We start from the raw sequence: 23,635 nt of genomic DNA, 5'->3' as shown, positions 1-23,635 counted from the left end.
GCCAATGAGGGGTTCCGCCGCGAATAGCAAAAACCATCTAAGCTATTCCTAGCGGCGTGATCCCCCGTTTTTTCAACCCGAGAATGAGATCCCTGCTGCGCGGTGGCATTCTGGTGCTCGTCAGCCTCGGGGCGGCGATTCTACTCTCGGACTTTCCCCACAATCGCGCAAACCCGTACATAGCGCTCCCTGCTCTCGTAGCAACCGCCGGTATGATCGATCATCTTCGCTGTATGCGTACCCGCTGGGGCTTCTATCACGGTGGAGTTATCCTGCTCGTCTACATGGACCTTATGGCCCTCTGCATGATCATCTTCTTCCTGCTCTACCCTTACGCAGGCTGGATAACCTCCTCGCATTAACGTTCGTCTGCCAACATCTCTCCAGATCGCATCCCGTAGACCTTTTCTTTCTCGTTCTCCTGGCACCGTGCTATTCTTCGCGCGACCAACCATGAGAACCCTATCTTCCATTCCTACATGCGCCCTTCTTCTAGCCGCCGCATCTTTGACATCTTCCCTGGCCCAGCAGCCTCCGCCGTCAGAGACACCGACGATCCGCGAGAATGCCCGCATTGTCGTTATCGACGTGGTTGTCACCGACTCAAAGAACCAGCCCGTCCACAATCTCAAGGCCTCCGATTTCGTCGTTCGTGAAGACAACCTCGCTCAGACAATTCGACACTTCGACGAGACAGCAGCGACCCCCACCATCGCGACTCCATCCTTACCTCAACCAAAACTTCCGCCAAACACTTTCACAAATGTCGTCACCGGTCCGCAAGGCAGCGCACTCAATATCATCCTGCTCGATGCCTTGAATACACCTCAGACGAGCCAGCCTTCTATTCGTTCTCAGCTCAAAATCCTCGCTGAAACCCTTCCCCCTGGCAGCCGCGTCGCCATCTTCGGCCTCAGCAACGACCTCGTCATGCTGCAAGGCTTTACCTCTGATCCTGCTGTCCTTAAGGCCGTCCTTGCCCGCGCTGCGGCTACCGCTACTCTGCAAGCCGCTTCTGCATCCGAAACGTCCGCCTCACTGGGGCCAATGGTAATGTCGAGTTCTGGCGCTTACGAAGCTTCTCCCTACGATCCTGGTTCGGCTCTCGCTACATTCAATCGTTCCGTCGATAACTTCCAGACCGAGGAGCGCGTTCGCCAAACCGTCGATGCCTTCACTCAGCTCAGCCGGTACCTCGCCGCCCTTCCTGGGCGCAAGAACCTTATCTGGGTCTCCGGGTCCTTCCCCCTCGGGCTGCTTGTCGACACTGATTCCGCCCAGATGGGTGCACGAATATTCGATAACAGCGTCGATTTTTCCAAGTCTGTCACACGCATCTCCGACGAACTCTCCAAGAGTCGCGTTGCCATCTACCCGGTCGATGGTCGAGGAGTTCAGGCAGACTCCACCTTCTTCGCCTCGAACTCCTCAGGCCCCCCTGGCTCCCTTAGGAACGATCCCGGCCGCATCGCGCGAGAGAGTTCAGCCTTCGAATCCCGACTGATCTCAGAACAGTCCACCATGCTCAGACTCGCCGACGATACCGGCGGTCACGCCTTCTACGGTTCCAATGACATATCAGGCCTGATAACCAAAGCCATCGACTCGGGCTCCAACTACTACACGCTTACCTACGTCCCCACCAACAAAAACTGGAACGGCAAACAGCGCAAGATCAAGGTCGCTCTTGAGGGACACCACTACCAGCTTGCTTATCGCACCGGGTACATCGCCAGTGACAACCCTGTCACTCCATCCAATCAGCAGTCCGTGACCGAATCGCAGAGCAGCGTTGCCAGCGCTATCGCCGTCACGATGAAACGTGGCGCGCCCAACCCCAGTGAAATACTCTTCAAGGTCCTGGTCACTCCCTCGGGAATCATCAACCCACCTGCGCAGGACACATCCAGCAAAGCCGCGAAACATACCCTAGCGGCTGTCTCCCTGCACTCCCAGCGCCGCTACCACATCGATTATGCTGTCGATCCCCGGGACATCCACTGGGATGACGAGCACGGCACACGTTCCGCCAATCTTGAATTCATGATCATTGGCTACGATGCCATAGGCAATATCATGAATGATGTCAACCGCGTCGTGCCCCTTCATCTAACCGAGCAGGACTATGCAGCAGCGATCCGCGGCGGTCTCCAACTCAGCCAGGAGATTGCCATGCCTGCAAAGGGCGATTTCTATCTGCGCCTGGGAGTCATCGACAAAACTACTAACAACATCGGCACACTCGAAGTCTCCACGGCGGCTCTCACATTTCCCAAATCCTGATCCGATCCCATGCAATTGTTTGATACGGAGGATTGGCCTGTCCACCCGGCTAACCTGTCGCAAATAAATGTCAGAAACGTTTTCTGCTGTATTTTCACTGCCCCTGTCATATACTCGCCGTGCTTCTGGCGGTCAATTTACTCAAGGGAGTTCAGAACATGCTCAAAGGCTTTCGCGACTTCATTCTGCGCGGCAACGTCATCGACCTCGCCGTCGCAGTCATCATAGGTGCCGCCTTTTCCGCCATCACCAAATCCCTCGTCGATGACGTCATCAGCCCGTTCATTGGAGCTTTCGTCGGTAAGCCTGACTTTTCATCCTTCGTCTTCAACCTCAACGGCACCCCGATCAAGTACGGCAGCTTTCTAACAGCCTGCATCAACTTCCTGATCATCGCCTTCGTCATCTACTTCTTCTTCGTGCTTCCCATTCAGAAGCTGCTCGCGCGGACCAACAGCCCGGAGGCTGCGACGACCAAGCCCTGTCCGGAGTGCCTGTCCGACATCCCACTGGCCGCACACCGCTGCAAATTCTGCAGCCAGCCGGTCGCCTGATTTACCGACAATCCCGAGAGATCCACGGGCGTCTCTGTTTTCTCTCCCTGCAGAGGGGGAAGATGAGCGATGCCTGCGCCAGTTTGTCCCCGTTCTCGGCGGTCGGGGGGTTCCTTTGATACCCTTGAAGGCGCATTCCCATATGATTCGCGAGGTTTGCTCTTGCGCCGTCTCAGTACCCTGGTTTGCCTCTTCCCCCTCCTTGGCCTCACTGCGACAGCGCAAACCCCAAGGGTCTTCGGCTACCGCGACTTCACCGAGCAGGCCAAATGGGACTCGGCCTTCCTTGCTATCCCAGACGCCACACTCGCCGGCCAGCATCTCAAGACCCTGACCGCCGCGCCGCACTGGGCCAGTTCACCCGAGGACTACGCCACCGCGCTCTACGTCGCCGACAAGTTCAAGGCAGCCGGTCTCCACACTGACATCGTTCCCTACAAGGTCCTGATCAACAAGCCCACCAGCATCCTTGTCGAGGCCTTCGACTCCAACGGCAAACAGATCATGTCCGGTCCGTCGCCCGAACACGTTGACCCCAACCGGAACGGTGGCGATCCCTTTCAGGACGACCCGCGCATTCTGCCGGCCTTCAGCGGTTCCTCGCCCTCCGGCGACGTGGCCGGCGAGGTCATCTACGCCAATTACGGCGATCTCGCCGACTTCAAAAAGCTCGCCAGCATGGGCATCAGCGTCAAGGACAAGATCGTCCTCGTCCGCTACGGAACCAACTTTCGCGGAGTGAAGGTCTACCTCGCGCAACAGTACGGAGCCAAGGGCGTCCTCATCTACTCGGACCCCGCCGACGACGGCTACTTCCGCGGCGATGTCTATCCCAAGGGCCCTTACAGACCTGCGACCGGAGTTCAGCGTGGCTCCGTGCAGTTTCTGCCGATCTACCCCGGCGATCCGCAGACTCCCGGCATTGCCTCCACTCCCGACCTGCCTGACTCCGCGCGCATTCCGCTCGACAAGCTGCAGGCGAACCAGCCAAGCATCCCTGTCAACCCGCTCTCGTACAAGGATGCGGCCCCCATTCTCAAGTGCCTTGGAGGAGCCGAATCTCCCCGTGCGTGGCAGGGTGCGCTTCCCTTCACCTACCACCTCGGCATTGGCGGCAACGGCAACGGCAAGATTACTGTTCACATGAAGCTTGTGCAGGACACCGCGCTCCGCACCATCTGGGACGTCATCGGCACCATCGACGGCACCGATCCCTCGCAGAAGGAGGAATGGGTCGTCGCCGGCAACCATCGCGACGCCTGGGTATACGGCGCAGTCGACCCCAACAGCGGTACCGCCGCCATGCTCGAGGCCGTCCATGGCCTCGGCGATCTTTTGAAGCAGGGATGGCGTCCGAAACGGCGCATCGTCATTGCCTCATGGGACGCGGAAGAAGAAGGGCTCATGGGCTCCACCGAATGGGCCGAGCAGCACGCCAGCCATCTCGCCCATGCCGTCGCCTACCTCAACACCGACGTAGCCGTCTCCGGGAGTGACTTCAAGGCAGCAGCAGTCCCCTCGCTCAAGGAGTTCGTCCGCGAGGTCACGCGGGAGGTCCCAAGCCCGAAGGGCGGCACCGTCTACGAGCGGTGGAAGGAGTCCGAGAAGGCCGACGCCGAGCGCCGCGCCAGCATAACGGCCGGAACCACCGGCGGCCCCTCACGCTTCAACGCCGACGTCGAAGAAGATGTCCGCGTCGGCGATCTCGGCTCCGGCTCCGATTACACGCCCTTCCTTCAGCACCTCGGTGTGCCTTCGACGGACATTGGTTCCGAAGGCCCTTACGGGGTCTATCACTCCGTCTTCGACAACTACAACTGGTTCATCAAATTCGCCGACCCCACCTTTGTCTACGAGCAGCAGCAGGCCCGCGTCTTTGGCCTTGAGATTCTCCACATGGCCGACACCGATGTGCTGCCCTACGACTACCAGCTCTATGGCCGCGAGATTCTGAGCTACCTCGACACGGCACAGCGACGTGCCCGGACGGATAAGCTCGCGCTTGACTTCTCCGCCGCCATCGCCGCGGCCCACCGCTTCGCCGACGCAGGCGCCTCGGTCCGCTCCCGCCAGCTCGCGCCGCCGACCGACTCCGCCGCGCTCAATCACGCCCTGCGTTCAGCCGAGGAGGCCCTGCTGAATCCCAATGGCCTCCCGCATCGCTCCTGGTACAAACACACCATCTACGCTCCCGGCGAGTTCACCGGCTACGCCGCCGTCGTCATTCCTGGAGTCAACGAGGCTATCTCTACCGACGACCTCGCCCGCGCCCAAGCCCAGCTCACGATCCTCGCCGACGCTCTCAACCACTCCGCCACAATCCTCGAAGCCGCGGCGAAGTGAGCTTCTTGCGGATTAGCAATTAGCCAGCCGCGACGACCCACCGCGGCACGCTGCATTCAAAGGCTCCATACAACGAATGGGTTACATCCCCCCTGTCCGAGGTGGGATGTCCCTAGGTCATTAACTGCCTCATCATGCTTGATGAGACGGCTGAAGCCGCCCCCAGGGAGTCCCCCCCATCATGGTTCACGACTTGGTTCTTGCACTGGTTTTTCTTGCTATGATCATCGCCCCTGCCCTTCTCGCCATGCGCTCCGATCGCGAGGAGAAGGATACCCTCTAACTTTTTGAGGTCCGATTGGCTCCTGAAAATTACTGTTGCCTCTCCGTGCCACGCTGTACGCTGGCGTACGCTGCGGGAATGGCCTTCAACTTCAGCGCAGTTAGACCCGACGACGTCGTCGGGTCGGACCCCGAAACAGCCGCAACCGGCGACTATCGCAGCTCGCTGCGGATCCGTCGCTCACCATCTTCCGTTCGAGTCAGACCCAACGCCAGATGACCTGATCAGACGAAAAGGCCGCACCTCAATCAGGGTGCAGCCTCTCAGTTTTGGCGGGAATTAATCCCTAAAGAGCCACAGAATCAAAACTGTCATCCCGACCAAAGCGAAGCGCAGTGGAGGGATCAGCTTTTCAGCCGGCGAACTAGCTCCGCAGCGCCATCTGCTCGGTCACAATCTGCGTGAGGTCCGGCTTCTTCAGCCCGTGCTGCTCTTCGTTGAACTTGTCCACCTTGCTCGACCAGTTCATCGAGCAGAACTTCGGCCCGCACATCGAGCAGAACGCCGCCTCTTTGTAGTAATCATCGGGCAGCGTCTCATCATGCATCCCGCGAGCCGTCTCCGGGTCGAGCGAGAGCGCGAACTGCTTGTCCCAATCGAAGGTGTACCTCGCATGCGAGATCGCGTCGTCGCGGTCGCGAGCCCCCGGCCGGTGCCGCGCAATGTCGGCAGCGTGGGCCGCGATCTTGTACGCGATGATGCCGTCCTTGACGTCCTTCTCGTTCGGCAGTCCCAGGTGCTCCTTCGGCGTGACGTAACAGAGCATCGAAGCCCCATGCCACCCAATCATCGCCGCGCCAATCGCCGACGTGATGTGGTCGTAGCCAGGAGCGATATCGGTCACCAACGGGCCCAGCACATAGAACGGAGCGCCGTCGCACATCTCGACCTCTTTATCGACCTGCTCCTTGATCTTGTCCATCGGCACGTGGCCTGGGCCTTCGATCATCACCTGCACGTCGTGCTTCCACGCCTGCCGTGTCAACTCGCCCAGCGTCTTCAGTTCAGCAAACTGCGCCTCATCGCTCGCGTCGGCCACACAGCCCGGCCGCAGACCATCGCCCAGCGAGTAGCTGACGTCGTACTTCGCCATGATCTTCGTGATGCGGTCGAAGTTCTCGTACAGGAAGTTCTGCTTGTGGTGGTGCGTCATCCACTGCGCCAGGATCGCGCCGCCGCGGCTCACAATGCCGGTGATGCGCTTCGACACCAGCGGCACGTACTGAATCAGAACTCCAGCGTGGATCGTGAAGTAGTCCACGCCCTGCTGCGCCTGCTCTTCGATCACCTCGAGATACAGATCGATGTTCAGGTCTTCGAGCTTCTTCACGCGGCTCAGCGCCTCATAGATCGGCACCGTGCCGATCGGCACAGGGCTATGCCGCAGAATCGCCTCGCGGATCATCGGGATATCGCCTCCGGTCGAGAGGTCCATCACCGTGTCGGCGCCGAAGTGCACCGCCGTGTGCAGCTTCTTCAGCTCCTCATCCACGTTCGACACAATGGCCGAGTTGCCGATGTTCGCATTGATCTTGCACAGCGTCTCCACACCAATCGCCATCGGCTCCAGCTCAACGTGGTTGATGTTGGCGGGGATGATCATCGTTCCCTTGGCGATCTCGCTCCGCACCAGCTCCGGTGAGATCTTCTCCCGCTGCGCCACAAAGGCCATCTCCTCGGTGATCAGCCCTTTGCGGGCAAAGTGCATCTGCGACATATTCCAGTCGCCGGTCCGCTCGGCCTCAGTCTTCCGCTTGACGATCCACTCCGCGCGCCCCGTCGGCACTCTGTAGCCGTTGGTGTGCTCGCTCCCGCTCTGGCTCTTTCCATTGCTGCTCATATGTCTCTCTTGTCCCTCACTCAAGACTGGCGCTGTTATCGAGTTAGTATACGCCGCCGGCGCATATTGCACCTGCCGTCAAGTGCACGCCCCGCGCCTCTATCGGCGGCAAAGCGCATGCGCTAACCATTCTTGAACATATGCTTGATGCCGCGCAGAGCCTGCCGGGTCCGCTCCTCGTTTTCAATCAGCGAGAACCGTACGTGGCCATCGCCGTGCTCGCCAAAGCCGACGCCGGGGCTCACCGCAACCTTCGCCTCGGCCAGCAGCTTCTTCGAGAACTCGATCGAGCCTATCGCGCGATACTGCTCAGGAATCTTCGCCCACGCAAACATCGTCGCCTTCGGCAGCTCAACGTTCCAGCCCAGCTTGTTCAGCCCCGGCACCAGAACATCGCGGCGGGCCTTGTACGTGTCGCGAATCTGCTTCACGCAATCCTGCGGGCCCTCAAGCGCGGCGATCGAGGCCACCTGGATCGGCGTAAACGTCCCATAGTCGAAGTAGCTCTTGATGCGTCCCAGCGCGCCCACCAGCTTCGGATTGCCCACCATGAAGCCCACGCGCCAGCCCGGCATGTTGTAGCTCTTCGAGAGCGTAAAGAACTCGACTGCAATGTCCTTCGCGCCTGGAACCTCCAGCACGCTCGGCGCGCGATAGCCGTCGAACACAATGTCGGCGTAAGCCAGGTCGTGCACAAGATAGATTCCCAGCTCTCTGCAAAGCCCAACCACACGCTCGAAAAAAGGCAGCTCGACACACTGCGTCGTCGGGTTCGCCGGGAAGTTAAGAATGAGCAGCTTCGGCCGGGGCTCCATGCGCGGCAACTCATACTCCAACCTCGCCAGCACCTCGTCCGCAGTAGCTTCTGCCACAGGAATGGTCTGCAACTTTGAACCAGCAATCACCGGCCCGTAGATGTGGATCGGATAGCTCGGGTTCGGTACCGCCACCGTATCGGCATCGTCGAGCACGGCCAGGCACAGGTGCGCGATTCCCTCCTTTGAACCGATCGTCACAATCGCCTCGGTCTCGGGGTCGAGATCGACGTTGTAGCGCGTCTTGTACCAGTTCGTGATCGCGCGCCGCAGCCGCGGTATCCCACGAGACAACGAGTACCGGTGCGTCTGAGTCTTCTGCGCCGCCTCGATAAGCTTGTCCACGATAGCCTTCGGAGTCGCGCCATCCGGGTTGCCCATTCCGAAGTCGATGATGTCTTCGCCGCGCTTGCGGGCCGCCGCCTTCAGCTCGCTCGTAATGTTGAACACATACGCCGGCAGCCTTGTCAGTCTTCTGAACTCGTCCATCGCGTCCTGCTCATCTCTCTTGATGTGTTTTGTACCATCATGCCATCGCGGAGGACATAGCACCCACACGCTGCCCTGAGGAGAACCGGACTCGCTACTTCGCGGTCAGAACCACCGCAACGGGCAGGCTCTTCGGTGGATAACACGCGGCGTTGTCGCACGCCTGGTAGCGCAGCGTCCCGTTCACCGTATGGCCTCCAACCCCGGCCACCACCGGAATCTTCACTGTAAACGCTCCTGAGTACACATCCAGCTTCTCGCCCGGCTCAAAGCTGAAGCTGTACGACGTCCCCGCCGGATACTCAACCTCACCCAGCTTCACGCCGTCCGCCTCATCGAGCTTGATCGCCGTAGGGATCAGCAGCTCAGACTTCGGTGTGTGCGAGTTCACATGGAAGCCGTCAGCAACGCGAAAGTGCAGCTCCATCATGCCGCGCTTCCCTGCCTTCACCACCTGCTCTTCTGCTGCGTAGCTCACATACTGCTTCGGCTTGGCCGCGCTCGCGCTCAGGCTCCCGAGCTGCTGTGCCTCAAGCGCTCCAGAAGCAGCCACCAGCGCGGCAACCAACCATCCGGCGCGCCTCACTGCCCACCAGCCGAGCCAGCCTGGCTTGCCGACGCAATCGTCTTCTTGATGTTCGCCTCAATCTCGTCCTTCGTCCCCAACCCCGCCGTCTCCTCGACGACTACGCCATTCCGGTCCACGTAGAACGACATCGGCAGATAATCCGTCGCGCCATAGGCCTTGTCGATCTTCCCGTCCGTTAACAGGATCGGATAGGTGACGCCGGTCTTCTGCACTGCCTTCGAGATCACATCCTTGCCCGCGTCCGCGTCATCCGTGATTCCCAGAATCTCAAACCCCTGCGCGGAATACTGCTTGCGGAACTCCTCAAACCACGGCATCTCCAGCTTGCACGGCGCGCACCACGTCGCCCAGAAGTTCACCAGCACCGGACGCCCCTTGTAGTCGCTCAGCGAGACTTTCTTCCCATCCAGCGTCGTCAGCACAAACGCCGGCGCCGCCTTGCCCGTCAGAGTCGGTCCCTCTATAGCGGGCCCCGATGAGCTGCTACCCTTGTCGGGAATCAGCATCGCATGGCTCTCCTGCGCCTGCTGCATCGCCAGCTTTCTCTCACGAAGGTTGTGCCACCCCGACCACAGCAGAAGGCTAATTCCCACCACCATCACCAGCAGAACCAGTGCTTTACGCATTACGATCGACATCCTTCCGTCGGCGCACGAACAAAACACGCCACTCCATCAGTTTAGACGCAATCGCGGAGCGCTTCGTAACGCCCTTTCTCAAGCCTGTCCAACCTGTCCCACGTAACCCCACGTCTCCACAACACGCGGCATGGCACCCACCGTCCCCGGCCTGCGCGCAAACTCATACAACTGGGCTGTCAATTCCTTAGCCTCGTCCCGTGAAGCGAAGCCCTCCGCGATCACAGCATCGACAATATTCTCCATGGTGATCGGAGAGATCAGTTTCACCTCACCCTCCGTGCCCGCCGGCTGAACCACGTTCATCCCAATCTCCTCAAAGCCCGCGTTCTCCAGAAGGCTGGGCAGCCGCGGTCCGATGCACGGATCCCCGCCTCTTCGCTGCACTGTTCTTATGTACAACTCGACATAGCGCCGGTGTGCCTCGAAGTCTGGATAGCAGAAGTAGCCGTTGAAGTCGACGTCCTCAATCACCACGACTCCGCCTGGCCGCAGTGCCTGTCGCATGCGCATCAGAGCCTTCGCAGGATCCGGAAGATGGGTCAGCAAAAACCTTGCATGAACAAGGTCAAAACCGTGCTCCGGCTCATCCGCGAGAATGTCCGACAATCTGAACTCGACATTCCGGACGCCCCTCTCCTGCGCTTCGCGCGTCGTCCGCTCCAGTTTGACGTGGTCGACATCGGTCGCAACGACTCTCCCTCTGGATCCCACTATGGCCGCTAAATCAAACGCCACATCGCCGCTGCCGAAGGCAACCTCAAGGCATCTCATCCCTGGGTGAACACCGACCCGTCCCAGAAGGCTCATGGTAGTCGGCCTCATCACGCGTGAGAGAATCCGCAGCCGCTCCCAGCCCTCAATTCCACCGCGAATAATGTAATGAGTCTGCCCCATGCCAAATCTCCCCTTGCAGAAGATCGGTCCCGTGGCCCACAGACATTTCCACTCTATTCCTTCCGTCTCCATTCGTGCATTCGATTTGCCGCATCAGCACAGTTGAAGGGTCAAGACACCGCCTCTGCTAGCATCGGAAAGGTCGCGATCATGTCTCACACACCCGTCAATCCGGCAGATTCCACCCGCCCTTCCGACTACATCCGCATCGAGGCCGCAGCCCTCGTCGAGTTGGCGCTCCGCCTCGACGGCCCTATGCTCGCAACCTTCAACCAGGCCGTCGATCTTCTCCTCCGCGCCACCGCTACTCGCAACCGCATTATCGTCACCGGCATCGGCAAAAGCGGCATCATCGCCCGCAAGATCGCCGCCACCCTTCGCTCCACCGGAACCCCCGCACATTTTCTCCACCCCGCCGACGCCCTCCACGGTGATCTGGGCATGCTCTCCCGCGGCGACACCATCGTCGTCCTCTCCGCCAGCGGCGAGACCGAAGAGATCCTCCGCCTCCTCCCGCTCCTCAAGCGCTTCGCCGACAAGCTCATCGCCCTCTGCGGCTGCCTCACCTCCACCCTCGCCCAGGCCAGCGACATCACGCTCGACACCAGCGTCTCCGCCGAGGCCTGCCCTAACAACCTCGCCCCTACGGCCTCCACCACCGTCATGCTCGCCCTCGGCGACGCCCTCGCGCTCGAGGTCAGCAGACGGCGCGGATGGAAGGCCGAAGACTTCGCCGAACTGCACCCCGGCGGCCGCCTCGGCAAGCGCCTCGCCCGCGTCTGCGAACTCATGCACGCAGGCGACGCCCTGCCCCGCGTCTCGCCCGAAACCCCCATGCCCCAGGTCATCTACGAGATGTCCCGAAAAAAGCTCGGCATGACCACAGTTCTCGACAGCGAAAACAAACTCCTCGGCATGATCTCCGACGGAGACCTCCGCCGCCTGCTCGAACGCGACGGCGGGGCCGCCCTCAACCACACCGCCGCCGAGATCATGAACCCCCATCCCCTCACTATCGACGGCTCCGCCTTCGCCTCCTCCGCGCTCGCCCTCATGGAAGAGAAGAAGATCACCTCACTCATCGTCACCGCACCCAGCGGCGAGGCCGAAGGCGTCCTCCACCTCCACGACCTCTGGACCCTGGAACTCATCTAAATCACGCATGACCACGCTGGCAATGCCCGTTGCTCCGGGTCAACTCCGCGACGAAGAGCTCCAACTGGAGCTCACTGAGTTTGCGCTCCACCCGATCCACCATGTGCCCGCTTACAACTTCCGCATGGTTCATCGTCAGACGGAGGAAGAGCTCGGCTACATCCGCCTGCGAGTCGGCTCGACGCCTCATATCGAGCTCTACGCCGGCCACATCGGGTACAGCGTCCATCCTGCTCATCGTGGACATCACTACGCCTCCAGGTCCCTCCGCCTCCTCCTGCCTCTGGCCAAGCGCCTCGAGATCGATCCCGTCTGGATCACGTGCGACCCGGAAAACCTTGCCTCCCGGCGAACCCTCGAGCTCGCCGGAGCCGAGTTCGTCGAGATCGTCGACGTCCCGCCAAACTGCATCATCCGCCAGAGCGGACACCCGCGAAAGTGCCGCTACCGCATCTTCCCTTAGCTCATCCGCGCCCCACACACGCCACATCACCCATGCGGAAGTTAGAATAGGCATAACGACATACGACTCACACAGACAGCCGGAAGGTCCCACACTACGCATGCATCGCTGGTCGCAACTATTTATCCCCACCCTTCGTGAAGCCCCCGCAGACGCCGAAGTAGCCAGCCACAAGCTCCTGCTCCGCGCCGGCTACATCCGTCAACTCGGTGCCGGCATCTACAGCTACCTCTTCCTCGGCAACCGCTCCATCAACAAGATCATCGCCATCGTGCGTGACGAGATGGACAAGATCGGCCAGGAGTTCCTGCTCCCCGCTCTCAATCCGCGCGAGATATGGGAGGAGTCCGGCCGCTGGTCCGTCATGGGCGACAACATGTTCCGCCTGAAGGACCGCAAGGGCGCCGACCTTTGCCTCGGTATGACCCACGAAGAGGTCATGACCTCCATCGCCCGCAACGAGCTCCGCAGCTACAAGCAGCTCCCGCAGATCTGGTACCAGATCCAGACCAAGTTCCGCGACGAGCCGCGCCCCAAGTCCGGCCTCCTGCGCGTCCGCCAGTTCATCATGAAGGACGCCTACTCCTTCGACATCGACGAGGCCGGCCTCGACGAGAGCTACAACAAGCACGACGCCGCTTACCGCGCCATCTTCACCCGCTGCGGCCTCGAGTTCGTCGCCGTCGAAGCCGACTCCGGATCCATGGGAGGGTCAGCCTCGCAGGAGTTCATGGTCTACACCGAAGCCGGCGAAGACCTCATTGCCAGTTCTGCCTCCGGCTACGCCGCCAACCTCGAGAAGGCCACCAGCCGCCTTGCCCCGGTCGAGGACCTCGCCCCCACCGGCGACGGCTCCCCCGAGCTCGTCCACACCCCTGGTCAGCGCACCATTGAAGAGGTTGGTGCCTTCCTCAACGTCGAGCCGCAGTACCAGATCAAGACCATGGCCTATATGGCCGCACTGCCTGAAGCCGATCACGCCAAGCTGGGTCCCCTGCGCCCCGTCGTCGTCTTCCTGCGCGGCGACCACACGCTCAACGAGGCCAAGCTCCTGCTTATCGCGGGCGGCGAACTCCGCCCGATGCTACCCGAAGAGATTGTCGAAGTCTTCAAGGCGCCCGCAGGCTACCTAGGCCCCATCGGCCTCGAGCCCGCGCCGCACCCCAGGAAGCCCGGAACCCTCGTCATCCTCGACAAGGCCCTTGAAGGCCGCGCCAACCTCATCGCTGGGGCCAACAAGGAGGAGTACCACCTCCGCAACGTCACCCCCACACGCGACTTCAAGCCGACGCTCATCGCCGACGTCCGCAACGTAGTCGAAGGCGAGCCCTGCCCTATCGACGGCTCCCCCCTGCGTCTCGGCAAGGCGGTCGAGATCGGCCACATCTTCAAGCTCGGCTACAAGTACTCGAAGTCCATGGGAGCAACCGTCCTCAATCGCGACGGCAAAGAGGTCACTCCCATCATGGGCAGCTACGGCATCGGAATCGAGCGGATCCTCACCTCCGCCATCGAGACCTCTGCCGCGGCGAACGACGGCTCCGCCTTCGCCCTGCACCCGGCAATTGCGCCCTTCCAGGTCGTCGTCACCATCACCAACATCGGAGACGCCAGCCTGCTCGCCGCCGGAGAGAAAGTCGCCGCCGAACTCGCTGCCGCTGGCCTCGACGTCCTGCTCGACGACCGCGACGAGCGCGCCGGAGTCAAGTTCAAGGACGCCGATCTCGTCGGTATCCCCTATCGCATCAACATCGGACGCGGAGTCGCCGAGGGCAAAGTCGAGTTCGTCGACCGCCTCGCAAAGCGCAACCAGGACCTTACGATCGCAAAGGTAGCCGCCGAAGTAGCCACTCAGATAACATCAGCCCTACAACCCGGACAGCCCGCTCAGGTAGTTTGAGCGTCTAACGAGGAAGAATCAGCTTGCCAGTTAAACTCAAATACGCCAGCAAAGCTATCGGGACCGGCAGCCTGCGCCACCGCATTCTGCGGGCTGCCATTGTGACGGTTCTGGCGGGCTTCGTTCTCTTCGCGGCCGTCTTCGCGTACTACAACCACAAGTACCAGCAGATCGTGGACACGCGCCTCGCCTCGGGACACCTCTTCTCCAGCGTCTCGCAGATTTACGCCGCTCCGCGCGAGATTCGCGACGGCCAGAAGTACACCGCCGCTGCCATCGCCGCCGATCTGCGCCGCGCCGGTTACAACTCCAACACTCAGCTCGGGACCTTTCAGCTCAACGGCAACAGCATCTTCATCAAGCCCGGCCCGGAGAGCTACCACAACACCGACGGCGCCACCATCGACACCTCCGGCGGCACTGTCCAGAAAATTACCGCCGAAAACGGCGCCGCCCTCAGCGCCTACGAGCTAGAGCCGCAACTCATCACCGCGCTCTCCGCGGACAACAGCCGCACCAAGCGCCGCATGATCGCCTACACGGACATCCCGCCGCGCATGGTGCAGGCCGTGACCTCCATCGAAGACCGCAACTTCTTCGAGCACAACGGCATCAACTTCCTCCGCATCGTCAAGTGCGGCGTCGAAGACATCACCAGCGGCCGCAAGCGCTGCGGCGGCTCCACCATCACCATGCAGCTGGCGCGCGGCTTCTTCCTTTCCCCCGAGAAGCACCTCAAGCGCAAGCTCATCGAAATCTTCATCAGCTTCCAGCTCGAATCGCGCTTCACCAAGCCGCAGATCTTTGAGATGTACGCCAACCAGATCAACCTCGGCCATCGCGGCAGCTATGACATCAACGGCTTCGGCGAGGCATCGCAGGCCTTCTTCGGCAAAGACCTCAAGCAGCTCGACACCGCCCAGTGCGCTCTGCTGGCCGGAATGATCCAGAGCCCCAGCCGGCTTAACCCCTACCGCCATCCCGAGCGCGCCATCGAGCGCCGCAACGTAGTCCTCGACTCCATGGTCGAGACCAGCGCCATCTCAGCCTCTGAGGCTGCGCGCGCCAAAGCCGAGCCGCTCAATCTCGCTCCCCCCAACGTCGACGCCAGCGAGGCCCCCTACTTTGTCGATCTCGTCCACGACCAGCTCGTGCAGCGCATCGGCGACCAGGACCTCGCCCACCAGAGCCTCCGCATCTATACCTCGCTCGATCCCGACCTTCAGAGCATCGCCTCCGACGCCGTTGAGGCCGGTATGAAGAACGTCGACGATATCGTGCGCAAGCAACACGGTAAGAGCACCGCGCCCATCGTCTATCCCCAGGTCGCACTCATCGCCCTCAATCCCCACACCGGCCAGGTCCTCGCGCTCGTGGGCGGCCGCAACTACGGCGCCTCACAGCTCAACCACGCCGTCGCCAAACGCCCCACCGGATCCATCTTCAAGCCCTTCGTCTACGCCGCGGCCTACAACAGCAGCCTCAATGGCACCGCTCTGGGCGGCGGTGGGATCTTCACTGCCCTCACCCAGCTCACCGACGTCCCGACGACCTTCACCTTCGATAACGGCCGCCAGACCTACACTCCCAACAACTTCAAAGGCGACTTCCGCGGCGACGTCACCGCTGCCTACGCCCTCGCCCACTCGCTCAACAACGCCACCATCGAGCTCGGCGAGATGGTCGGCTTCGACAACGTAGCCGCCCTGGGTCGCTCCGCTGGAGTCGCCTCCGCCCGCGGAACCCCGTCTGTCTCCATCGGGGCCTACGACGCCACTCCGCTCGATATGGCCGGAGCCTACTCGGTCTTTGCCAACAATGGCGTTCACCTCACGCCCTGGATGCTCTCCTCCGTCACCAACACAAGCGGCGACATCATCTCCGACTTCCCGCGCGAGGCCAAGCAGGTCATGGATCCCCGAGCGGCCTATCTGACGCAGTCGCTGCTCGAAGGCACGATGAACTACGGAACTCCGGCAGGAGCCGTTCGTGGGCACGGCTTCACCGCTCCCGCCGCCGGCAAGACCGGAACCAGTCACGACGCATGGTTCGCCGGTTACACCTCCAACCTCATCTGCATCGTCTGGGTCGGCAACGACGACTACAGCGACATCAAGATCGAAGGCGCCCACGCAGCTGCACCCATCTGGACCGAGTTCATGAAGCGCGCCATCCAGCTTCCTGAGTACTCCGACGTCCACTCCTTCTCGCCGCCCGACGGAGTCAGCGTCGTCCGCATCGATAAGACCACTAATCTCCTCTCCGACACTTCCTGCCCCGACAACTCCATCAGTCTCGCCTTCCTCGACGGCACCGCGCCCGCCAACTCCTGCAGCCAGATGTCCGAGAGCCCGCAAAACTTCATCCAGAAGATCTTCGGCATCGGCGAACACCCCAACCCGCAGACCAATCCTCCGCCTGCCCTGCCCGGAGCCTCACCCGCGCGTCCAGCTTCTCCGACTGCGGCCAATGCCCCCGTCGAGACGCAGCCAGCCGCACCCAAGAAGAAGAACTTTTTCCAAAAGCTCTTCGGCGGCGGAGACAAGAAGAAGCAGCAGCCCCAAGACTCTCAACAATGACCTCCATTAACCTCGCAATGACGGCAGCTTCTTCCTCACGTTGAAGCCCATCGGAGCAGCCGAAAAACCAGCCTCCAGCAAAAAGCTCGCCAGCGGATGCTCCCGCACCGGCAGTCCGTTCACCGTGACGATCAGCATCCCCGCGTGCGTGTCTCCCTCCTCGCTCCGCTCTTGCACACCCTTCACGAAAAACTCCGCCAGCGCCCTCGCCACCTGCCCGCGCTGCGGCTCCTCCTCCGGCAGAAACACCTGCACATTCGGATTCCCCCTGCGCAGATACGCCACCAGCGCTCCATCGCACAGGATCACCCGCGCCCCCACGCTCCGCGTCAGCGGCGACACAGCATCCGGCCATCGCAGCAGCGCCCCATACGGATTCGCCGGGTCCGTGGCCGCCAACTGCAGCATCTCCCGCCTCTCGCCCTCTCTCTGCGTCCGCAACGAGCGCAGCAACTCCACCGCCGACGGCAGCGCAAACTGAGTCGCCCCCAACTCCGCCGCAAAATAACCGCGCCGAACCTTCCCGCTCTCCTCCATCGCCTTCAGCACGTCATACACCGCCGAAAACCCTCCCGGCAGATTCTCCGCATGCGCCGTCTCGCGAAACACCACGCCATACCGTTGCAGAAGTTGCTGCGCGATCGCATGACTCCACTCCGTCGCTGAACGGGCTACATCAAACGCCGCTGCATTCAGCGCCCACCGGCCCTGCCCCGCTGGAGGGGTCGTCCGGCGCGACCGGAACGCCGTTCCCTGCTGGTGCACCCTGCGCGCCGGCCGGCTCGCCGAAGGCCGCTCACAATAAGCCCGCAGCGCCGCCATCCCATCGTTCGTTACAAATCCTTTCCACACGAGCTCCCACAGAGCATCCAGCGTCTCGCCCGGATACCCTCCTCCAACTCCCTCATGAATCTCCTGAAAGAACGAAGCCCCTCGCGCCTTCAAATACGCAACCACCGCCGCCTCGCGCTCCGTCAGTGCCCGTTCATCAACCGCGCGTCCAACCGGCCAAAGCGCCGGAAGCTTCTCCGCCAGATACAACCCAATCCGCCCATCGTGCTCGCCCAGCGGCTCGAGCCCCGCCCAGATCACTTCGCCAGCGGCGATCAGCATATCCAGATCGCTGGGTTGATACGCCGCTAGCCGCGCCGGCAGAATCTCCGTCTCCAGAATCGAAGCCGGCACAGCGGCCCCCTGCAGATTCTCGATCGCATCCAGCAGAGCGTCCAGTCCGCGGCGCGGCTGCACCACGCCCTGCCACCGCGTCAGCAGCCTCACCAGCGTCCTCTGCTCAACCGGCTCAACCTCCTTGCGCAGCCGCGCCAGGCTCTTCCGCCGAATCGTCCGCAGTACCTCATCGTCACACCACTCGCGATGCACGCCGTCCGGCCGGAAGCCTCCCTCCACCACGCGCCCCGCCTGCACCAGCCGCTCCAGCACAGCCTCCACCCTCTCCACCGACACCCCGAACCTCGCCGCCCCCTGCTGCGCCGTAAACGGCCCATGCGTCCGCCCGTAACGCCGCACCACATCCACCAGCGCATCAGAGGCAGACTCCAGAAACACCTCCGGCAACCCTTGCGGCAGCCGCACTCCCACCCCATCGCGATACCGCGCCGCATCCTCCACCGCAATCAGCCGGCTCTGCCCTGCAATCGAAACCTCCACAACGCGCCGAACCTTCAGCAGCCGAGTCACACTCTCCGCAACCGCATCGCTCACACACCGCGCCCGAAGCTCCTCCTGCGACAGATCGCCCAGCCGCAGCAGTAGATCGTGCACGCCATCCATCGTCCGCGCCTTCGCATTCTCCATCAGTCCCTGCAACTGCTCCTCGGTCTCTTCGATCGCCCCGAGATCGAGCAGCTCCCGCAGGTCCGCATCGCCCATCAACTCGCGCAACTGGTCCTGGTCGATCGCCAGCACCTGCGCCCGTCTCTCCGCCAGCGGAGCATCGCCGTCATAGATGTAGTTCGCCACATAGCTGAACAGCAGCGCCGAAGCAAACGGGCTCGGCGTCTTCGAGTCCACCGTATGCACCCGCAGGGTCCGCGCTCCGATCAGCCGCAGCACCTCCATCAACGCCGGCATGTCGAAGACATCGCGCATGCACTCCCTGTAAGCCTCCAGCAGAATCGGAAATGAAGCATAGCGGCTCGCCACGCTCAGCAGGTCATACGCCCGCTTCCTCTGCTGCCACAGCGGACTCCTCCCATCCGCCCTCCGCCTCGGCAACAACAACGCGCGCGCCGCGCTCTCGCGAAACTTCGCCGCAAACAACGCCGTCGAGCCAAGTTGTTTTAGAACCAGATCCGCCGCCTCTGCAGGCTCCATCAGCAACGACCCAACCGCAGGCGGCTCGTCCGTCTCCGGAAACCGCAGCACGAACCCATCCTCGCTCCACATCGTCTCCACTTCGGGCCCACCGCTCTCGCGAACCTTCGCAGCCGCCGCTACCGCCCACGGTGTATGCACTCTGCTGCCGAACGGTGTCAGCACGCACACCCTCCAGAATCCCAGCTCATCGCGCACGCGCTCGATCACAACATTGCGGTCATCCGGAACCTCCACCGTTGCCAGCTCCTGGTCCGCCAGATACCGCAGCACATTCTCCGCCGCTACTGGGTCGAGATCGTGCTCCTCCGTCAGCCTCGTCACCGCCACTCCGCGCGGGACCTCACGCATCTCCCGCACCAACGCGCCGATCCTCCGGCCGAACTCAATCGGCCTCCCCGCCCTGTCTCCATGCCAGAACGGCATCTTCCCCGCCTCGCCCGGCGCCGGAGACACCAGCACGCGGTCATGATGAATCTCCTCGATCCGCCACGCCGAAGCCCCCAGCACGAAGACCTCGCCCACCTTGCTCTCAAACACCATCTCCTCATCCAGCTCGCCCACGCGCACCGGCTTCGCGCGCTCTCCCGCAAGAAACACCCCATACATCCCGCGATCCGGAATCGTCCCACCATTCAGAATCGCGATCCGCTTCACTCCCGAGCGCGGCGTCAGCCAGTTCTTCGTCCTGTCCCACGTAATCCGCGGCCGCAGCTCCGCAAACTCGTCCGACGGATACCGCCCCGCCAGCATATCCAGCACACCGTCGAACACCGCCTGGCTCAACCCCGCAAATGGGGCCGCACCACGCATCAACGCCAGCAACTCCTCATACCCAATCCCCGGCCCATCGTCTTCCTCACCGCCACGCCACCTTCCCGCCTCCCCGAGGGGAGGATGCGCCACAATCGCCACCATCTGCTGGGCCAGCACATCCAGCGGGTTCCGCAAAAACCGCGTCGACTCCACATGCCCCTCATGCATCGCCCGCGTCACCGCCGCGCATGCAATCAGGTCCGCCCTGTACTTCGGAAAGATCACCCCATTCGACGGCGCGCCCACCTGGTGCCCCGCTCGCCCGATACGCTGCATCCCGCTCGCCACCGACGGCGGAGCCTCAATCTGCACCACAAGATCGATCGCTCCCATATCGATCCCCAGTTCCAGCGACGAGGTCGCCACCAGCGCCTTGATCCTGCCCTCCTTTAGCATCTCCTCAATCTCGCTGCGCTGCGCTGCCGCCAGCGACCCATGATGCGCCCTAGCCAGCGGCTCGCCCGCCAGATCATTCAACGCCCCTGCCAGCCTCTCCGCCACTCTCCTCGCATTCACAAAGATCAGCGTCGAAGTCCGCTCACGAACAATCTCCAGCAACCGCGGATAGATCGACTGCCACAGCGAAGTCTGCTTCCTTCCCTGCGACTCCGCCGCTCCATGCTGCGCCTCCGCCTCGCCCAGCCGAGCCATGTCCTCTACCGGAACCTCCACCCGCAGCTCCAGCCTCTTCCGCGCCCCCGCATTCACCACCGTCACGGGCCGAAACCGCACCGCCGACTCAGCCGCTTCGTCCTCACCAGCCACATCCGCCAAAGCCGCTGCCTCGCTCCGCTGACTCGCTGACTTGCTGACTCGCTGACTCGCTCCACCGAGAAACCGCGCCACCTCCTCCAGCGGCCGCTGCGTCGCCGACAACCCGATCCGCTGCACCCGCCGCCCCGTCAACGCCTCCAGCCGCTCCATCGACAACGCCAGATGCGCCCCGCGCTTCGTCGGGACCAGCGCATGAATCTCATCCACGATCACCGTCTCCACCGACCGCAGCCCCTCGCCCGCCCCCGAGGTCAGCAGCAGGTACAAACTCTCCGGCGTCGTAATCAGAATCTCCCCCGGATGCCTGCGAAACTTTGCCCGTTCCCTCTGCGGAGTATCCCCGGTCCGCACGCTGATCTCCGGCACGCGCACCGCAACTCCTTCGCGCCCGGCCATCTCCGCAATCCCCGCCAGCGGAACTCGAAGGTTCTTCTCCACATCCACCGCCAGCGCCTTCAGGGGAGACACATACACCACCCTGCATCCACGCTCCGCCTCCGCAGGCCCATGCATCATCAACTTATCGAGGCACCACAGAAACGCCGCAAGGGTCTTGCCTGTCCCCGTCGGTGCAAGAATCAGCGTCGACTCGCCCTTGGCGATCGCTGGCCACCCCTCCAACTGCGGCAGCGTCGGCACCCCAAGCGTCTCGCGAAACCACCGCGCCGTAATCGGATGAAATAGCGTCAGCGCGCCGTCGCTCGCGGACACACCACCCCGCTCAGCCTTCGCCGCGCCCTTCTTCGCCACCATCTTCTTTGCGGAAGCCTTCGCCATCCCCTTAGCTCTGGCAGCAGCATAACCGCCGCTCCACCCATAGGATGCACCACCGCCCCTAATCTCCGCGTAAAACCATTACACTCAGCGTTTCACCACGGGCCGATAGTAGTAACACTGCGCCGCAAACTCCACTTCAAATAGGTTCGTCGAATCCTCCGCCTGCTCCGCGTTCCCCAGCATTAGGTATCCATCCCGCGCCACCTGCTGGTGCACCTGCCCAAAGACCGTCCTCCGGTCCTGCTGCGGAAAATACAGCAGCACATTCCTCAACAGCACCAGGTCGAAGACCGGCAGCTTCGGCAGCGGCGCACACAGATTCACCACATGAAACTCGCACATCTGCCGTACCCGCGCGCAGACCTCCCACTCCTCCTCGTGCCGCTCAAAGTACTTCACCAGCATCCGTGCCGGCAGCCCGCGGTTCACCTCCAGCCGCCGATACCGCGCACTCTTCGCATACTCCACCACCTGCCGCGAGATGTCCGTTCCGACGACCTTCACGTCCCACCCCGCGAGCCCCGGAAACTTCTCCGCCAGCGTCATCGCCACGCTGTACGCCTCCTGTCCCGTTGAACTCGCTGCGCTCCAGATCCGCAACCTTTTCGCCCCTGCGCGCTCTTCAATCAATCGCGGCAGAATCTCCTCGCTCAGCATCGCAAACGTCTTCGGATCGCGAAAGAAGCTCGTCTCATTGATCGTCATCGCCTCGGCCACCGCGCGCTGCAGATGCGCCGGTCTGTCTTCCTTCAACAGGCTCACCAGCCCTTCAAGGTTCGAAACCCCCGCCAGCCTTGCGACCGGCGCCAGCCTCGTATCGAAGAGCGCATTGCGCGAAGGATCGATCAGATTAGCCGACTGCAGCCGCACCACCTCGCGAAGATACGCGTAGTCCGCCTCAGAGCAGGCCATTCGCAACCTCCTGCCACGAACCCGTTCCCGCAGCATGAACACCCGACATCTCTCCCACCGTTCTTCCCGCCGCAACCCGCAGCTTCAGCTCGCCCGCCAACGCTCCCAACGGAAGCGTCGCATTCGCAATCCCCGCCTCCGCCACGCGTCCCGGCATCCCCCACACCGCCGACGTCGCCTCATCCTGCGCCAGTACTACGCCTCCGCGTTCATGGACGGCCCGCGCTCCATCCAGCCCATCCGAGCCCATCCCCGTCATCATCAGCGCCAGCGTTCCCGCTCCATACAGCCTCGCCGCTGAGTGAAACAGGTAATCAACAGAAGGCCTGCAGTGATTCAGCGGCTCCCGCTGATGCAACCTCACCCTTCCCTTCGCCGCGCTCCTCGCGTCCAGGCTGAACCCCGTCCCCATCGGCGCCACCTCCATGTGCGAGTCTCCCGGGGCCAGCCACACCTTCCCCGGACGAACTGCCGCTCCCTCATACGCCTGCTCCACGCGCAGCGCGCAACAGCGGTCCAGTCGCTCCGCCAGCGCTCCCGTAAACAGCTTCGGCATGTGCTGCACAATCAGCACAGGAACAGGAAAGTCTGCAGGCAGGTTCGGCAGCAGCTGTTCCAGCGCCGAAGGCCCTCCCGTCGAGAGTCCAATCACCACTGCCTCAACTGGAGCGCCCGTGCGCCTGTCGCCATAGCGAGCCTTCCTCGGCGCTCCACTTCCCGCCGCGCCTTCGCCTCGGCTCCCCTTCGCCAGCGCCGCAATCCGCGGCAGCAGCTGCTGAGCCAGCGACGCCATCGCCGACGCGAAGTCTCTCTGCCCCGTCGGCTTCATCACATAGTCCGACGCCCCGCGGGCCAGAGCCTCCAGCGTCGATCGCGCTCCATGCTCCGTATGCGAACTGCACATGATCACCGGAACCTGGGGGCCCTCCCACTGCAGCCGTTCCAGCACCTCCAGCCCGTCCATCCGCGGCATCTCGAGGTCCAGCACCAAAACATCCGGACGAAGCTCCGCCAGCCTCTCCAGGCACTCCACGCCATCGCGCGCCACTCCGCACAGCTCCATCCGCGGCAGTTCGCCTCCGCCGCCCAGCGCATGTGCCTCAAACAGGCTCCGCATAATCCCCCGCATCACCGCCGAATCGTCCACCGCAAGCACCCGCAGCGGCCGCTCCATCCTCATCCTCATGCCCCGCA

Annotated in this window: 16 protein-coding genes; 8 read left to right on the top strand and 8 right to left on the bottom strand. The window is 62.4% G+C overall.

Annotated elements, in window-relative coordinates:
• The first annotated feature begins 83 nt into the window (after positions 1-83).
• The 4 genes from OHL16_RS01795 (at position 84) to OHL16_RS01780 (ending at position 5,180) form a co-directional block, all read left to right on the top strand.
• On the top strand, positions 84-362 hold the full coding sequence (locus OHL16_RS01795) for a permease (RefSeq protein WP_263365361.1): 279 nt from the start codon (positions 84-86) through the stop codon (positions 360-362).
• A 145-nt stretch (positions 363-507) separates the two neighbouring features.
• Entirely contained in the window at positions 508-2,283 is a 1,776-nt protein-coding gene (locus OHL16_RS01790; protein WP_263365360.1) for a VWA domain-containing protein, read from the top strand.
• A 158-nt stretch (positions 2,284-2,441) separates the two neighbouring features.
• Positions 2,442-2,837, top strand: a complete 396-nt coding sequence (mscL, locus tag OHL16_RS01785; protein WP_263365359.1) for a large conductance mechanosensitive channel protein MscL — start codon at positions 2,442-2,444, stop codon at positions 2,835-2,837.
• A gap of 162 nt (positions 2,838-2,999) precedes the next feature.
• A complete protein-coding gene (locus OHL16_RS01780; protein ID WP_263365358.1) occupies positions 3,000-5,180 on the top strand; it encodes a M28 family metallopeptidase in 2,181 nt (726 codons plus the stop codon).
• 647 nt (positions 5,181-5,827) lie between these two features.
• Here OHL16_RS01780 and thiC read toward each other — a convergent pair.
• The 5 genes from thiC to OHL16_RS01755 form a co-directional block, all read right to left on the bottom strand.
• Positions 5,828-7,303, bottom strand: coding sequence for a phosphomethylpyrimidine synthase ThiC (gene thiC / locus OHL16_RS01775; RefSeq protein ID WP_263365357.1), 1,476 nt, complete (start codon positions 7,301-7,303; stop codon positions 5,828-5,830).
• Between the two features lie 122 nt (positions 7,304-7,425).
• Complete coding sequence (gene alaC / locus OHL16_RS01770; RefSeq protein WP_263365356.1) at positions 7,426-8,607, bottom strand: alanine transaminase; 1,182 nt, start codon at positions 8,605-8,607, stop codon at positions 7,426-7,428.
• A 94-nt stretch (positions 8,608-8,701) separates the two neighbouring features.
• Positions 8,702-9,193, bottom strand: a complete 492-nt coding sequence (locus tag OHL16_RS01765; RefSeq protein WP_263365355.1) for a protein-disulfide reductase DsbD N-terminal domain-containing protein — start codon at positions 9,191-9,193, stop codon at positions 8,702-8,704.
• A complete protein-coding gene (locus OHL16_RS01760; RefSeq protein WP_263365354.1) occupies positions 9,190-9,822 on the bottom strand; it encodes a TlpA family protein disulfide reductase in 633 nt (210 codons plus the stop codon). Before OHL16_RS01760 ends, OHL16_RS01765 begins: the two co-directional genes overlap by 4 nt.
• Before the next feature lie 90 nt (positions 9,823-9,912).
• Positions 9,913-10,731 carry a class I SAM-dependent methyltransferase gene (locus tag OHL16_RS01755; RefSeq protein WP_263365353.1) on the bottom strand — a complete coding sequence of 273 codons (819 nt, stop codon included), beginning with the start codon at positions 10,729-10,731 and terminating at the stop codon, positions 9,913-9,915.
• A gap of 150 nt (positions 10,732-10,881) precedes the next feature.
• Here OHL16_RS01755 and OHL16_RS01750 point away from each other — a divergent pair, with 150 nt between their 5' ends.
• The 4 genes from OHL16_RS01750 to OHL16_RS01735 all read left to right on the top strand — a co-directional run bounded on the left by OHL16_RS01750 (position 10,882) and on the right by OHL16_RS01735 (position 16,828).
• On the top strand, positions 10,882-11,886 hold the full coding sequence (locus OHL16_RS01750; protein WP_263365352.1) for a KpsF/GutQ family sugar-phosphate isomerase: 1,005 nt from the start codon (positions 10,882-10,884) through the stop codon (positions 11,884-11,886).
• Positions 11,887-11,893: 7 nt separating this feature from the next.
• Complete coding sequence (locus OHL16_RS01745) at positions 11,894-12,349, top strand: GNAT family N-acetyltransferase (protein ID WP_263365351.1); 456 nt, start codon at positions 11,894-11,896, stop codon at positions 12,347-12,349.
• Positions 12,350-12,449: 100 nt separating this feature from the next.
• Positions 12,450-14,249: a proline--tRNA ligase gene (locus tag OHL16_RS01740; RefSeq protein ID WP_263365350.1), complete on the top strand. Its 1,800-nt coding sequence runs from the start codon at positions 12,450-12,452 to the stop codon at positions 14,247-14,249.
• Positions 14,250-14,272: 23 nt separating this feature from the next.
• Complete coding sequence (locus OHL16_RS01735; protein ID WP_263365349.1) at positions 14,273-16,828, top strand: transglycosylase domain-containing protein; 2,556 nt, start codon at positions 14,273-14,275, stop codon at positions 16,826-16,828.
• Between the two features lie 6 nt (positions 16,829-16,834).
• On the opposite strand, the gene OHL16_RS01730 is transcribed toward OHL16_RS01735, so the two are convergent.
• The 3 genes from OHL16_RS01730 to OHL16_RS01720 all read right to left on the bottom strand — a co-directional run bounded on the left by OHL16_RS01730 (position 16,835) and on the right by OHL16_RS01720 (position 23,627).
• Entirely contained in the window at positions 16,835-21,505 is a 4,671-nt protein-coding gene (locus tag OHL16_RS01730) for an Lhr family helicase (RefSeq protein WP_396127144.1), read from the bottom strand.
• Between the two features lie 108 nt (positions 21,506-21,613).
• Complete coding sequence (locus OHL16_RS01725; RefSeq protein WP_263365347.1) at positions 21,614-22,441, bottom strand: CheR family methyltransferase; 828 nt, start codon at positions 22,439-22,441, stop codon at positions 21,614-21,616.
• Positions 22,428-23,627 (bottom strand): protein-glutamate methylesterase/protein-glutamine glutaminase, encoded by a 1,200-nt coding sequence (locus OHL16_RS01720; RefSeq protein WP_263365346.1) that lies wholly within the window; start codon positions 23,625-23,627, stop codon positions 22,428-22,430. The genes OHL16_RS01725 and OHL16_RS01720 overlap by 14 nt, the downstream gene beginning before the upstream one ends.
• Between the last annotated feature and the right edge of the window lie 8 nt (positions 23,628-23,635).

Source organism: Edaphobacter bradus (assembly GCF_025685645.1).
GTDB classification, from domain to species: Bacteria; Acidobacteriota; Terriglobia; order Terriglobales; family Acidobacteriaceae; genus Edaphobacter; species Edaphobacter bradus.
Note: the sequence above shows the minus strand (reverse complement) of the source record. Positions and strands in the feature narration are given on the sequence as shown.

Excerpts from the sequence above, each read along its gene's own strand:
- OHL16_RS01795 (WP_263365361.1), top strand. The coding sequence starts at position 84 with ATGAGATCCCTGCTGCGCGGTGGCATTCTGGTGCTCGTCAGCCTCGGG.
- mscL (WP_263365359.1), top strand. The coding sequence starts at position 2,442 with ATGCTCAAAGGCTTTCGCGACTTCATTCTGCGCGGCAACGTCATCGAC.
- thiC (WP_263365357.1), bottom strand. The coding sequence starts at position 7,303 with ATGAGCAGCAATGGAAAGAGCCAGAGCGGGAGCGAGCACACCAACGGC.
- alaC (WP_263365356.1), bottom strand. The coding sequence starts at position 8,607 with ATGGACGAGTTCAGAAGACTGACAAGGCTGCCGGCGTATGTGTTCAAC.
- OHL16_RS01760 (WP_263365354.1), bottom strand. The coding sequence starts at position 9,822 with ATGCGTAAAGCACTGGTTCTGCTGGTGATGGTGGTGGGAATTAGCCTT.
- OHL16_RS01755 (WP_263365353.1), bottom strand. The coding sequence starts at position 10,731 with ATGGGGCAGACTCATTACATTATTCGCGGTGGAATTGAGGGCTGGGAG.
- OHL16_RS01750 (WP_263365352.1), top strand. The coding sequence starts at position 10,882 with ATGTCTCACACACCCGTCAATCCGGCAGATTCCACCCGCCCTTCCGAC.
- OHL16_RS01745 (WP_263365351.1), top strand. The coding sequence starts at position 11,894 with ATGACCACGCTGGCAATGCCCGTTGCTCCGGGTCAACTCCGCGACGAA.
- OHL16_RS01740 (WP_263365350.1), top strand. The coding sequence starts at position 12,450 with ATGCATCGCTGGTCGCAACTATTTATCCCCACCCTTCGTGAAGCCCCC.
- OHL16_RS01730 (WP_396127144.1), bottom strand. The coding sequence starts at position 21,505 with ATGGTGGCGAAGAAGGGCGCGGCGAAGGCTGAGCGGGGTGGTGTGTCC.
- OHL16_RS01725 (WP_263365347.1), bottom strand. The coding sequence starts at position 22,441 with ATGGCCTGCTCTGAGGCGGACTACGCGTATCTTCGCGAGGTGGTGCGG.
- OHL16_RS01720 (WP_263365346.1), bottom strand. The coding sequence starts at position 23,627 with ATGAGGATGAGGATGGAGCGGCCGCTGCGGGTGCTTGCGGTGGACGAT.